This window comes from Methylobacterium sp. yr668, from assembly GCF_900116245.1.
Taxonomy (GTDB): Bacteria; Pseudomonadota; Alphaproteobacteria; order Rhizobiales; family Beijerinckiaceae; genus Methylobacterium.
In genome coordinates, this window is the sequence record NZ_FOZY01000002.1 from 332721 (window position 1) to 346282 (window position 13562).

11 protein-coding genes are annotated in these 13562 nt (G+C 71.7%); 5 read left to right on the forward strand and 6 right to left on the reverse strand.

Features of this window, described 5'->3' with window-relative positions:
• The first annotated feature begins 17 nt into the window (after positions 1–17).
• Positions 18–455: a response regulator gene (locus BM419_RS04160; protein WP_020093483.1), complete on the forward strand. Its 438-nt coding sequence runs from the start codon at positions 18–20 to the stop codon at positions 453–455.
• Positions 456–495: 40 nt separating this feature from the next.
• Here BM419_RS04160 and mutS read toward each other — a convergent pair whose 3' ends face one another.
• From mutS to BM419_RS04185, 5 genes are all read right to left on the reverse strand, one after another.
• Positions 496–3213 carry a DNA mismatch repair protein MutS gene (gene mutS / locus BM419_RS04165; RefSeq protein WP_020093484.1) on the reverse strand — a complete coding sequence of 906 codons (2718 nt, stop codon included), beginning with the start codon at positions 3211–3213 and terminating at the stop codon, positions 496–498.
• A 142-nt stretch (positions 3214–3355) separates the two neighbouring features.
• Entirely contained in the window at positions 3356–3664 is a 309-nt protein-coding gene (locus BM419_RS04170; protein ID WP_026604979.1) for a hypothetical protein, read from the reverse strand.
• A 237-nt stretch (positions 3665–3901) separates the two neighbouring features.
• Positions 3902–4759 carry an alpha/beta fold hydrolase gene (locus BM419_RS04175; RefSeq protein WP_020093486.1) on the reverse strand — a complete coding sequence of 286 codons (858 nt, stop codon included), beginning with the start codon at positions 4757–4759 and terminating at the stop codon, positions 3902–3904.
• A gap of 70 nt (positions 4760–4829) precedes the next feature.
• Positions 4830–5033, reverse strand: coding sequence for a hypothetical protein (locus tag BM419_RS04180; protein WP_020093487.1), 204 nt, complete (start codon positions 5031–5033; stop codon positions 4830–4832).
• Between the two features lie 114 nt (positions 5034–5147).
• Positions 5148–6881: a patatin-like phospholipase family protein gene (locus BM419_RS04185; RefSeq protein WP_020093488.1), complete on the reverse strand. Its 1734-nt coding sequence runs from the start codon at positions 6879–6881 to the stop codon at positions 5148–5150.
• A 209-nt stretch (positions 6882–7090) separates the two neighbouring features.
• Between BM419_RS04185 and BM419_RS04190 the strand changes: the two genes are divergently transcribed.
• The 4 genes from BM419_RS04190 to mmsB all read left to right on the forward strand — a co-directional run bounded on the left by BM419_RS04190 (position 7091) and on the right by mmsB (position 12320).
• The gene (locus BM419_RS04190) at positions 7091–7840 is read left to right on the forward strand and encodes an SDR family oxidoreductase (protein ID WP_020093489.1); all 750 of its coding nucleotides are present in this window, start codon (positions 7091–7093) and stop codon (positions 7838–7840) included.
• Positions 7841–8421: 581 nt separating this feature from the next.
• Positions 8422–9462, forward strand: a complete 1041-nt coding sequence (chvE, locus tag BM419_RS04195) for a multiple monosaccharide ABC transporter substrate-binding protein (protein ID WP_234083037.1) — start codon at positions 8422–8424, stop codon at positions 9460–9462.
• A 99-nt stretch (positions 9463–9561) separates the two neighbouring features.
• The gene (gene mmsA, locus BM419_RS04200) at positions 9562–11097 is read left to right on the forward strand and encodes a multiple monosaccharide ABC transporter ATP-binding protein (protein WP_091924992.1); all 1536 of its coding nucleotides are present in this window, start codon (positions 9562–9564) and stop codon (positions 11095–11097) included.
• 95 nt (positions 11098–11192) lie between these two features.
• The gene (gene mmsB, locus BM419_RS04205; RefSeq protein WP_042669552.1) at positions 11193–12320 is read left to right on the forward strand and encodes a multiple monosaccharide ABC transporter permease; all 1128 of its coding nucleotides are present in this window, start codon (positions 11193–11195) and stop codon (positions 12318–12320) included.
• Between the two features lie 211 nt (positions 12321–12531).
• Here the strand turns inward: mmsB and BM419_RS04210 are convergent, their stop codons facing one another.
• A complete protein-coding gene (locus BM419_RS04210; RefSeq protein WP_026604982.1) occupies positions 12532–13503 on the reverse strand; it encodes a polyprenyl synthetase family protein in 972 nt (323 codons plus the stop codon).
• Between the last annotated feature and the right edge of the window lie 59 nt (positions 13504–13562).

The following is a 13562-nucleotide window of genomic DNA, read 5'->3' on the forward strand; positions in this document are numbered from 1 at the left end:
CGGAGGACGAAGAGCGCATGGGGACCGGGAACGCCGCCGCGGACGCCGCGCTCCGCATCCTCGTGGTGGAGGACGAGGCCCTGATCGCCCTCGAGCTGGAATGCCTGCTGGACGATCTCGGGCACGTCACCGTCGGCGTCGCCGGCAACGCGACGGAGGCCATCGCGATGGGCCGGTCCACGGCGCCCGACGTCGCCCTCGTCGACATCCACCTCGTCGACGGCCCGACCGGCATCGACGTGGCCCGGGCGCTCTCGGCCGACCGGCGCACCACCGTGGTGTTCATGACCGCGAACGCCAAGCGCATCCCGGCCGATTTCGCCGGCGCGATCGGGGTGATCGCCAAGCCCTATTCCGAGCGCGTCGTCGCCAGCACCCTGGACTACGTGGCCGATCGCCGGGCCGGCCGCGACGGGCCGGCCTGCCCGGACGGGTTCTCGCCCGCGCCCGTCTGAGGTTCTTCGGGTCAGGCCCCCGGCGCGCGGCCCACGGGTCTCAGCCCCGCGCCGCGCGCTCGCGCTTCAGCCGGTAGAGCGCGTCCAGCGCCTCGCGCGGGGTCAGCGCGTCCGGGTCGATCCCGTCGAGCAGCGCGCCCAGCGGATCCTCCGGCGGCGGTTCCGGCGGCGGGGGCGGCGCGAGGGCCGCGAAGAGCGGCAGGTCGTCGATCCGGGCGCGGGCCGGGCGGCCGCGCTCGGCCTTCTCCAGGCTCTTGAGGATCGCGCCGGCCCGGGTCACGACGCTGCCCGGGAGGCCGGCGAGCCGTGCCACCTGCAGCCCGTAGCTGCGCTCGGCGACGCCCGGCACGACCTCGTGCAGGAACACGACGCCGTCCCGGTGCTCGGCCACCTTCAGGGTGGCGTTCTCCAGCCGCGCCAGCCGGTCGCCCAGCGCCGTCAGCTCGTGGAAATGCGTGGCGAACAGCGCCCGGCAGGCATTCACCTCGTGGAGGTGCTCCAGGCAGGCCCAGGCGATCGACAGGCCGTCGAAGGTCGCGGTGCCGCGGCCGATCTCGTCCAGGATCACCAGGGAGCGCCGGGTTGCCTGGTTGAGGATCGCCGCGGTCTCGACCATCTCGACCATGAAGGTCGATTGCCCCCGGGCGAGATCGTCGGCGGCGCCGACGCGGGAGAACAGCCGGTCGACCCGGCCGATCCGCGCCTCTGCGGCCGGCACGAAGGCGCCGATCTGGGCGAGCACCGCGATCAGCGCGTTCTGGCGCAGGAAGGTCGACTTGCCGCCCATGTTCGGGCCGGTGATCAGGCGGATCCGGCCGCGCGTGTCGCCGGACAGGTCGCAGTCGTTGGCGATGAACGGCTCGCCGGCCCGGTGCAGGGCCGCCTCGACCACCGGGTGGCGGCCGCCGACCACGACGAAGCTGAGCGAGTCGTCGACCACGGGACGCCGCCAGTCGAGCTCGACGGCGAGTTCCGCGTGGCTCGCCGCCACGTCGAGCCCGGCCAGCGCCTCGGCCACCTCGGCGACGGGCTCGGCCTGGGCCAGCACGCGGGCCGCGAGGTCGTCGAAGACGGCGGCCTCCAGGGCCAGGGCCCGGTCGGAGGCGCCCGAGATCTTCGATTCGAGCTCGCCCAGCTCGACGCTGGTGAAGCGCATCGCGTCCACCATGGTCTGGCGATGGACGAACTCGCTCTGCAGGCCCTTCAGGCAGGCCTCGCCGACGGATTGCGGGACCTCGATGAAGTAGCCCAGCAGATTGTTGTGCTTGATCCGCAGGGTCCGGCAGCCGGTCTGCTCGGCGTAGCGCGCCTGAAGGGCCGCGATCACCTTGCGGGAATCCTGTCCGAGGGTCCGCGCCTCGTCGATCTCCGGGTGGTAGCCCGTGCGGACGAATCCGCCGTCGCGCCGGCTCAGGGGCAGCTCGTCGGCGAGCGCCGCCGCCAGAGTCGCGATGAGCGCCCGGTCGGCCTCGGCCAGATGCTCGGCCAGCCGGGCGAGTTCCGCCGGGAGGCCGTGCATGGCGGCGAGGCGCGCGCCGAGATCCGCCGCGACCGCGAGGCCGTCGCGGATCGCCGCGAGGTCCCGAGGACCCGCGCGACCGAGCCCGGTCCGCGAGAGGGCCCGGGCGAGGTCGGGCGCGCGGGCCAGGGCGTCGCGCAGGAAGCCGCGCAGGCGCGCGTCGTCCACCAGGTACGCCACCGCGGCGTGCCGCCGGGCGATGGCGTCGAGATGGGTGAGCGGGCCCGCGAGGTGCTCAGCGAGCAGCCGCGCCCCGTTCGCCGTCACGGTCCGGTCGATCGTGGCGAGGAGGCTCCCGGCGCGCTCGCCCGACAGGGTGCGGGTGAGTTCGAGATTGGCCCGCGTCGCCGCGTCGATCGCCAGGGTGGCGCCGCCATCCTCGCGGGTCGGGACCGCCAGGGGCGGACGGGCCGCGAGCTGCGTCCGGGCGATGTAGAGCAGCGCCGCCCCGGCGGCCGCGATCTCGGCCCGGGTGAACTGGCCGAACCCCTCCAGGGTCGAGACCCCAAACTGCTCGCGCAGGCGCCGCTCGGCGGCCGCGGGCTCGAGCTCGGCCTGCGCGAGGGGCACGACGGCGGCGCGGCTCTCCTGCCACAGGCGCGCGAGGGCCGGATCGGCGTGGATCGCCTCCGACAGGACGATCTCCCGCGGGTCGTGCCGCGCGATGGCGCCGGACAAGTCGCCGCCCGCGACCTCGCTGAGGGAGAAGCGGCCCGTGGAGATGTCCACCGCGGCGAGGCCGTAGGCGACCGCCCCCTCCCCCGTCTTCCGGCGGCCGATGGCCAGGAGGAGGTTGGCGCGGGCCGGGTCGAGGAGCCGGTCCTCGGTGATCGTGCCGGGGGTGACGAGCCGCACGACCTCGCGGCGGACCACGGATTTCGGCCCGCGCTTCTTGGCCTCGGCCGGATCCTCTGTCTGCTCGCACACCGCCACGCGGTGGCCGAGGGCGATGAGGCGGTTGAGATAGTCGTCGGACCGGTCGACCGGCACGCCGCACATCGGGATCTCGCCGCCCGCGTGCTTGCCGCGCTTCGTCAGGACGATGCCGAGGGCCCGGGACGCGATCTCGGCGTCCTCGAAGAACAGCTCGTAGAAGTCGCCCATCCGGTAGAACAGCAGGCAGTCCGGATTGGCGGCCTTGATCTCGATGTACTGCGCCATCATCGGCGTCGCGCCGGCCGGGTCCAGGCCGGGCGTGGGCGTCGTGTCGGCGGCGGGGCGGACGGCGGTTCTGGCCATGCCGCCTCTTAGCAGAGCGACGCCGGCGAATCAGGCCGGGCGAACCGATGCGACTGGGGAGAAGGCGCCCGGACTCCGCATCGCCGGTGGATGGCGCCCGGATCCGCCACAGCCTGCGCGGAATCCGGGCGCGGTCGCGATGTCAGTAGCGCGGGCCGCCCGTGGTGTTGCCGAGCTGCTGCTGGTAGCCCGGGCGCGACGGGTTGCGGGCGTTCGGGTTGCCGTGGCGCATCGTGTTCATGCGCCGCATCCGGCGCTCGTGCCGGGTCGAGTGATGGCGGTGCATCCGGTGATGATGCATGCGGTGATGGCGATGCATCGCCACGGTCTCGACCATGTCGGATCCGGCGAAGCCGGGCTGCGCGATCGCGGGCGCGGCCTGCGACGCGACGGTTCCGGCCAGGAGGCCGCCGAAGACCACACCCGCGGTCAGGAAAGAACGAAAAGACATCGTGGAGTAGCTCCGATCAGCCCTCATGGGCCACCACCAAGTGACAAGTGCTCGTCATGTTCCGGAGCGGCGAGCGAAAAATAGTACGTGGCTTCCGAGAAGCGAACGGATTACCGCACCGCCCGACGCGCGTCCGCACTCGCCGGCGCGGAGACTTGCGAGATCCGGCCGTGCATTGAATATCGCTCTACAACTTGCCCGCGTGGACCGGCCCGCTTTCACGCGGGTGCAAGGCGGCTAGCGGAGGAACGCGCCGAGGTCGGCGTTGACCGCCTCGGGCTCCTCGTGGGCGAGCCAGTGGCTGGCCCGCTCGTACCAGCGGAGCCGGCCGGCGTCGCAGAACGCGAGGCTCGCCTCCGCCAAGCCGGGCTGCAGCGCCGTATCCCGTCGCCCCCAGAGGATGAGCACCGGCACGCGCACCCGCGGCGGCCGCGCCCGGGGCAGCTGCACCAGGGCCCGGTACCAGTTCAGCATGCCGGTCATCGCGCCGGGCCGGAGCCACCCCGCGACGTAATGGTCGAGATCGGCCTGCGCGAAGGTGCCGGGCCGGCTGGAGGTCGTCAGCGCGCGCCGCAGGGCCCGGCCGCGATCCGCCGTGAGCAGCCGCTCGGGGAGGCGCGGGAGCTGGAAGAGGCCCACATAGGTGCTGCGCAGCCACTGACCGGGATGGCGGCGCATGTAGGTGCCGACGATCGCGGGATGCGGCGCGTTGAGGATCGCCAGCCGGTCGATCCGCTCGGGGTGGCGGCTCGCCACCCACCACGCGACGAGGCCCCCCCAGTCGTGGCCGACGAGCCGCACCGTGGGCGCGCCGTAGGCGTCGGCCAGGGCCAGGACGTCGCCGGCCAGCCGGTCCAGGTGGTAGGCGGCGATCCCCGCCGGCTTGTCGCTGAGGCCGTAGCCGCGCTGATCCGGCGCGATGATCCGCAGCCCCGCCTCGGCGAGCGGCCCGATCTGGTGGCGCCAGCCGTACCAGGATTCCGGGAAGCCGTGCAGCAGGATGGTCGGCGGCCCCGTCTCGGGGCCCGCCTCGGCCACGTGCAGGCCGATCTCCGGCAGGGCGATCCGGCGAAACCTCACTCCCGCGACGGTCATTCTCGCGCGCGCTCCGTCATGTCCGGCTCCCCCGCGGCGGAGAACGCGCGCGTCCTCCGGTCCGATCCGCTCAGAAGCCGAGCGCGGCGCCGTCGCCGGCGTCCGGGGAGAGCTGGTCGCGCAGACGCTCCGGCGCGGTCCGCGTCCAGAGGCACAGCAGCACGAAGGCGGCGCCGTGCAGGAGGGCGTGCGGCCCGGAATGGTCGGCCGCGGCGCGCCGGTCCGGCGCGGAACCGGGCACGGCGCCGGTCGGGGTCTTGGCAGGATGGGTCATGGTTCCGGTCTCCCGATGACGTGTTGCACCGGAGATCGTCGGCGGATGGTCCGGGTTACAGGGCCGCGGGCGCCGCGCGTGCGCCGCCGCACGCGGACATCTCGGCGCACCGGGTCAGCGCATCGGGTCGAGCCAGCGCGCGAGGGTCCCGGTCGCGATGCCCGCGCGGGTCTCCCGGTAGCCGAGTTCCGCCGATTCCCGGAAGCGCGACCACGCCCGCAGGTCGATGCCGGAGAGCTGCGGCTTCAGCACGGCGGTCGCGTGGGCCGCCGCCATCAGGCTCTGCGCGTCGCTCGACACGGTGGCGGCGCGCAGGAGCAGCGGGGCCAGGCCCGGCATCGCCAGCGGTGAGCCGATCAGCTTGCGCATGAGCCGGCCGCTCCACCCGCGCCGCGGCATATCCTGGAACGCCCGGTCGGTCCCGACATCGACGGCCAGGACCGGGCCGCGCTCCAGCCCGGCGGCGACGTCGGCCGGCAGGTTGTTCATCATGCCGCCGTCGACCAGGACGCCCTCGTCGCACAGCACGGGCGGCAGGAGGCCGGGGATCGCGATGCTGGCGCGCAGGGCCTTCGGCAGGTCGCCCGAGCGGTGCACCATGGTGTTGCCGGTCGTCAGGTTCGACGAGACGCAGAAGAACGGCAGCCAGAGGTCCTCGATGCGCACGCCGCCGTAGCGCGCCGCGAGGCCGGCATCGACCTTTGCGCCGCGGGTCAGCGCGTGCAGCGGCAGCGTGTAGTCGTTGATCGGGTTGCTGGTGGCGAAGAACGCCTCGATCTGGGCCTGGATCTCCGCGACGCTCCAGCCCATGGCGAGGCTCGCCGCGATGATCGCGCCCATGCTGGTCCCGCCCACGAAGTCGGGCGCGCAGGACACCTCGTCGAGGGCCTTGAGCACTCCTAGATGGGCGAGCCCCCGGGCCCCGCCGCCGCCGAGGACGAGGCCGCGCGCCGACCCGCTGGCGAGCCGCGCGAGGCGATGCAGATCCCCCCGGTCGCCGTCCCGGACCTGGATGCGCATCGCCGCGGGCAGCGCGGCGACCTCCGGATGCAGGGCCTTCGGGCGCCGGGCCGCGGGGTCCTGGCGCACGACGAGGTCCATGCGGATCCAGTCGGAGCGCACCCGGTCGAGATAGGCCGCCGCGCCCGGCCGCGGCGGCGCGCCGGGCTCGGCGAGGAGCAGGACATGGTCGCCCCGCCGCTGGCTCTGGCGGCACCAGGGGCAGTCGATGTCGTGCGCCGCGAAGATCGTGCGCGCGTGGGCGCCCTCGAAGGCCTGGAACCACGCCTCGTCGGCGCCCTCCGGCCAGTCGGTGAGGCAGCCGGTCTTCCCGGGCAGCAGGGCGTCGAAGGCGGCGGCGAGCTGCCGCGCCACCCGCGCCGGATCGGGCCCCTCGGTCACGGCCAGGATCGTGAAGATCCGCGGTGCGTGGTGGACCGAGTGGCCGTCGTAGATCGCCCGCAGGCGGTCGGCGAGCATCCGGGCGAAGTAGAGGAGTGTGTGCGGGTGCTCGGCGATCACCGCCTCGAAGGCCCCGCGGGTGAGTTGCAGGAGGTGCGAATCGCGCAGCGCCATAACGGTCGCCGCCCGCGGGGCGTCCGACAGCAGGGCCATCTCGCCGAAGGTCTCGGGCGGCCGCAGGCGCGCGATCCGGGTCGGCCGCCCGGCATGGTCGCGGGCCGAGACGCCGACCGCGCCGGAGACCAGCGTGTACAGGGCGTCCCCGGTCTCGCCCTGCTCGAACAGGGTCCGGCCGCCCGGCACCGCCACCGGCACCATCCGGGCCCGCACGGCCGCGATTGCCGGCGCGTCGAGGCCGGCGAGGAACGGGATCTCGGGTGCGCTCACGCCGGGACCGCCGCGTCGCTCGTCCCGCGCAGGCCTGCCGACGAACCCTGCCCCATCGTTCCGTTCCCGTCCCCGTGTCTTTCGACCACCATAGCGCATGGCGGCCGCCGGTACGCCCCGTGACCGTGGCCCGCATGTGAAACGCCGAGCCTTCGCGCGGCGGCGGCCATCCGCTACAGGCGGTGAAACACCGGAGCCGGGAGGAACGCATGTCGGGGCTTGAGCGGATCGCGATCGTGACCGGGGCCGGGACGGGTGTCGGCAAGGCCGCCGCCCTGGCGCTCGCCGACGCCGGATGGCGCGTCGTCCTCTCGGGGCGGCGTCAGGCTCCCCTCGAGGAGGTCGCCGCGCGGATCGGACACGGAGCCCTGGCGGTCCCGACCGACGTGACCGATCCCGACTCGATCGCCGCCCTGTTCGCGCGCACCAAGGCGGAGTTCGGCCGGCTCGACCTGCTGTTCAACAATGCCGGGATCGGCGCTCCGGCGGTCCCGCTGGAGGATCTGCCCCTCGAGACCTGGCGGCAGGTGGTCGACACCAACCTCACGGCGCTGTTCCTGTGCACGCAGCACGCCTTCCGGATCATGCGCGACCAGGATCCCCGGGGCGGCCGGATCATCAACAACGGCTCGATCTCGGCCCACGCGCCCCGACCGAACTCCATCGCCTACACGGCGACCAAGCACGCCGTGACCGGGCTGACCAAGGCGACCTCCCTCGACGGCCGGGCCTACGACATCGCCTGCGGCCAGATCGATATCGGCAACGCCGACACGCCCATGGGCGGCAAGATGAAGGCCGGCGTCCCGCAGGCGGACGGCTCCCTGCGGGCCGAGGCGGTGATGGATCCGGACCATGTCGGTCAGGCCGTGCTGTCCATGGCGAGCCTGCCGCTGGAGGCCAACGTGCAGTTCATGACCATCATGGCCACCAAGATGCCGTTCGTCGGCCGCGGCTGAACCAACGCGGTTTCCGGGCCCGCGCGGCGACGCCGCGCTGAACTGCTTGGCGGTGCGGACACGCGATCCGCCCTCCCCTGATCCGATCGAGCGGACCGGTCATCGCCGCCGTGCCGATCGGCCGGCCGCGCCCCGTGGCCCGCGCGACCCCATCGCGCCGACCGGCGATCGAACTCGGACCTGAACCCGCGGCGCGCTCCACACACACACCTGAGACCGCGCCGCGAGACGGGGCGCCGCGCGTGCCGATTGACGGCCCCATCTATAACTCATACAAATCGAATGCTCGAGCTTCTCAAGTTGCGGGCTTGGCCCTCGAAGAGGCTGCCGGCGGCGCCCGGATTGCGCTTCTGCCTGCCAACCCGGCCAAGTTTGCCGGATCGGCTCCCGCAGGGATATTCGGTCGGGCAGTGGATGGGTGTCGGCCATAGACTAGATAAGTAAAACATCGAGTTTTAATTATAGAAAATAATCGACCGACAATAACAGAAGCACGGACTCGCTTCGATTGAAGTCGAAGTCCGGCTGCGCAGCGATAGGGGGGGATTGTGATCGCCAGGCATACGGTTCTCAAATACATCCTGGGCCTGTCGCTCATCGGCGCGTGCGCCACGGCATCGGCGCAGGCGGCCGGCGGGGATTCGATCGGGGTCGCCATGCCGACCAAGTCGTCGCAGCGCTGGATCGACGACGGCAACAACATCGTCAGGCTTCTGAAGGCCAAGGGCTACAATCCGGATCTGCAATACGCGGACGACGACATCCCGACCCAGCTCGCCCAGATCGAGAACATGCTCACCACCGGCGTGAAGATCCTGGTGATCGCTTCCATCGACGGCACGACCCTCAGCGATGTGCTGTCGAAAGCGAGCGAGCGCGGCGTCAGGGTCATCGCCTACGACCGGCTCATCCGGGGGACGCCGAACGTCGATTACTACGCCACCTTCGACAACTACAAGGTTGGCGTTCAGCAGGCGACATCCATCGTCGACGCCCTCGGCTTGAAGGACGGGAAGGGGCCCTTCAACATCGAGCTGTTCGGCGGTTCGCCCGACGACAATAACGCATACTTTTTCTACGACGGCGCCCTGTCGGTGCTGAAGCCCTACATCGACGCGAAGAGGCTCGTTGTGCGCTCGGGCCAGTTCGGCATGGACAAGGTGTCCACCCTGCGCTGGGACGCCGCGACCGCCCAGGCGCGGATGGATAACCTGCTCTCGGCCTATTACGGCAACGCCCATCTGGATGCCGTGCTCTCGCCCTACGACGGCATCTCCACGGCGATCCTCTCGTCGGTGAAGAGCGTGGGCTACGGGTCGGGCGGCGTGAAGCTGCCGGTGATCAGCGGCCAGGACGCCGAGCTGCAATCGGTCAAGTCGATCATCGCCGGTGAGCAGACGGCGACGATCTTCAAGGACACCCGGGACTTGGCCAAGGTGACGGTGGCGATGATCGACGCCATCGAGGCGGGCCGACAGCCCGAGGTCAACGACGTGAAGACCTACGACAACGGCAAGAAGATCGTCCCGTCCTACCTGCTCACGCCGGTGATCGTCACCCGGGCCAACTGGAAGCCGGCCCTGATCGACACGGGCTACTACACGCTCGACCAGCTCAAGTGACCGATGCCGGGGCGGAGCCCGGTCGCTCCGCCCGATCCGATCCCCGCCGCGACGACTGTCGCGCGGGCCGAACGTGCAGTCCGAGCTGGTAGGCGCCGCATGCAGCCCGTTCTCGAAATGCGGGGAATCACCAAGACCTTCCCCGGCGTGAAGGCCCTCTCCGACGTCAACCTGACCGTCGAGCCCGCCGAGATCCTCGCCCTGGTCGGCGAGAACGGCGCGGGGAAGTCGACGCTGATGAAGGTGCTGAGCGGCGTGTATCCCAACGGGTCGTACACGGGTGACATCACCTACGAGGGGCGGCCGGGCCGCTTCCGCGACATCACGGACAGCGAGCGCCTCGGCATCGTGATCATCCACCAGGAACTCGCCCTGGTGCCGTACCTGTCGATCGCCGAGAACATCTTCCTCGGCAACGAGCCGGCCCGGTTCGGGGTCATCGACCGGGATCGTGTCCAGGCCCGCGCCCGCGCGCTGATGGCGATGGTGGGGCTCGACGAGAGCCCCGACACCCTCGTCACCCATCTCGGGGTCGGCAAGCAGCAGCTCGTGGAGATCGCCAAGGCGCTCTCCAAGGAGGTGAAGCTCCTGATCCTCGACGAACCGACCGCGTCGTTGAGCGAGACCGACAGTGAGGCCTTGCTGCAGCTCCTGCTGCGCTTCAAGGCGCAGGGCATCGCCTCGATCCTGATCTCCCACAAGCTGAACGAGATCGCCAAGGTGGCCGACCGGATCACGGTCCTGCGCGACGGCAGCACCGTCGAGACCCTCGACTGCCGCGGCGGCGCGATCGACGAGGGCCGCATCATCCGGGCGATGGTCGGCCGCACGCTGGAGAGCCGCTACCCGGTCCGCACGCCGCGGATCGGCGCGGTGCTGATGGAGGTGCGCGACTGGACGGTCCACCACCCCGTCCACGCCGGCCGGGCGGTGGTGCGCGACGTCGACCTGAGCCTGCGCCGGGGCGAGATCGTCGGGATCGCGGGCCTGATGGGCTCGGGCCGGACCGAGCTCGCCATGAGCCTCTTCGGCCGGTCCTACGGCCGGGACATCCGGGGCACGGTCCGGATCGGGGGTGTCGAGGTCGACGTCTCGACGATCGACCGGGCGATCGCGGCCGGCCTCGCCTACGTCACCGAGGATCGCAAGCAACTCGGGCTCGTGCTGGGCGAGGACATCGCCCGGAACACCACCCTGGCGAACCTGCCCGGGATCTCCACCGCCGCGGTGATCGACGAGGCGGCCGAGCACCGGGTCGCGACCGGCTACCGCACCAAGATGCGCATCCGCTCCGTCGGGGTGACGCAGCAGACCGTGAATTTGTCGGGCGGCAACCAGCAGAAGGTCGTGCTGAGCAAGTGGCTGTTCACCCGGCCCAAGGTGCTGATCCTCGACGAGCCGACCCGCGGCATCGATGTCGGCGCGAAGTACGAGATCTACAGCATCATCAACGAGCTGGCGGAGGACGGCCGCGGCGTCCTCCTGATCTCCTCGGAGATGCCGGAACTGCTCGGCCTCTGCGACCGCATCTACGTGATGAACGAGGGGCGCTTCGTGGGCGAATTCGACCGCGCCGAGGCCAGCCAGGAAGCGATCATGCGCGCCATCATGCGCTCCAGGGGGCTGAACGGATGACCGACATCACAGTGAGCAAGTCCGTGAGCCCCGGCAGGGACCTCATCCCGGCCGCCGCCGCGGGCGAAGTCCGGGCCGGGCGCGGCCGCCTGCCGATGGCGCAGCTGCGCGCCTACGGTCTCGTCGTCGCGCTGGCGGTGATCACGCTGTTCTTCGAGGTCGCGACGGGCGGCGTCCTGTTCCAGCCGCTGAACCTGACCAACCTGATCCTCCAGAACAGCTACGTCGTCGTGATGGCGCTCGGGATGCTGCTGGTCATCGTGGCCGGGCATATCGACCTGTCGGTCGGCTCGGTGGTCGGTTTCGTGGGGGCGCTCGCCGCCCTGCTGATGGTCCGCTTCCACGTCGACCCGTTCTCTGCGGCCGTCCTGTGCCTCGCGGTGGGCGCGGTCATCGGCGGTCTGCAGGGCTACTTCGTGGCCTACCTCGCCATCCCGAGCTTCATCGTCACCCTGGCCGGCATGATGGTGTTCCGCGGCCTGACGCAGGTGCTGCTGCAGGGGGCCTCCATCGGACCGTTCCCGGAGGTGTTCCAGCTCCTCGCCAAGGGCTTCCTCGTCAACGGCGCCGGACCCTGGACCGCCGTCCTGATCGCCGCCGCGCTGGTCGCGACGCTGACCGGGCTGAACTGGCGACGGCGGCAGGCTCGGCTGCGGAACGCGAGCCCGGCCGAGTCCCCGGCGGCGTTCATCGGCCGCAACGGCGTGACCGCCATCCTGATCCTGGCCTTCGCCTGGCAGATGAGCGCGTACCGGGGCCTGCCCAACGTGCTCCTCGTGCTGCTGGCGCTGGTGACGCTCTACGGGTTCGTGACGACGCGGACGACGATCGGGCGCCGGATCTACGCGCTGGGCGGGAACATCAAGGCCGCGCGCCTCTCGGGGATCAAGACCGAGCGGCTGACCTTCCTGACCTTCGCCAACATGGGCGCGCTGGCGGGCCTCGCCGGCATGATCTTCGTCGCCCGGCTCAACACCGCGAACTCGAAGGCCGGCGTCGGGATGGAGCTCGACGTGATCGCGGCCTGCTTCATCGGTGGCGCCTCGGCGGCGGGCGGCATCGGCAAGGTCTCGGGTGTCGTGATCGGCGCCTTCATCATCGGCATCATGAACAACGGCATGTCGATCCTGGGGATCGGCGTCGACTGGCAGCAGGTGATCAAGGGCGTCGTCCTGCTCGCCGCCGTGTGCCTCGACGTCCACAACAAGACCAACCGGCTCTGACCGGCGCCCCGCGCTCCGCGGTCCCGCCTCCGGTTCGGATGGCCCCGATCGGGACGGCGCGGGTCCGCGTCGCGGAGGGTGTCGATCCGGCGGAGCCGCGATCGCTTGTGGCGTGCCCCGCGTGGTCGTGGCGCAGTGTTCGCGGAGGTCGGGCTGCCGGGCCCGGCCCGGCCGCCCGAGGCGGCGGCCGGGTTTCCGCCGCCCGGCGCGATCAGGTCTTGCGGGCGACCGTGAAGCGGGCGGCGTCGCGCAGGACGCGGGCGCCCTCCCCCCAGGACGACACCGCGTCCTCGCAGACGCCGACGAGGCGGTCGCACTCGGCGCGGGCCCCGTCGATGCCGAGACGGTCGACGAGCGTCGCCTTGCCGGCATCCTTGTCCTTGCCGGTGGCCTTGCCCATGGCCTCGGGCGAGGCCTCCCGGTCGAGGATGTCGTCGGCGATCTGGAAGGCCTGCCCCAGGGCGAGGCCGTAGCGCAGGAGTGCGGCCTGCTGGTCCTTGTCGGCACCGCCGACGATCGCGCCGGCCTCCACCGAGAAGGCCAGGATCGCGCCGGTCTTCATCGCCTGCATCCGCAGGGTGTCGTCCACGTCCATGTTGGCCGCGCCGAACCGGCCCTCGGCGGTGAGGTCGAGGAGCTGGCCGCCGACCATGCCGCCGAGGCCCGAGGCCCGAGCGAGGCCGAGCACGAGGTCGGCGCGGATGCGCGCATCCGGCTGCCAGGTCGGGTCGGCCACGATCTCGAAGGCCAGCGTCTGCAGGGCGTCGCCGACGAGGATGGCGGTGGCCTCGTCGTAGGCCTTGTGGACCGTGGGCTTGCCGCGGCGCATGTCGTCGTCGTCCATCGCCGGCAGGTCGTCGTGGACGAGGCTGTAGCAGTGGACCAGCTCGACGCCGGCGCCGGCCGCCAGCGCGGCGGCCTCGGAGCCGCCGAGCATCCGGGCGGTCTCGATGGCCAGGAACGGCCGGAGACGCTTGCCGCCGCCGAGCACGGCGTGCCGCATGGCCTCCATCAGGCGGGGCGGCCGGGCGATCTCGCCGGCGCCGACCGCGGGGCCGAGCCGCTCGACCAGGAAGGTCTCGACCGTGCCGGCGACCTCCGTCAACCTGTGGGTAAAATCGGCGGCCGGCGTGACTGCCTTGACCGAACCGGTCGGTGCCTGCGTTGAGGGGGTCGGGGTCATCGGGCTTACGTCCGGTCCTGGCCTTGCGAAACCAATCGGGTGTCAGTTGGGCGGGGACG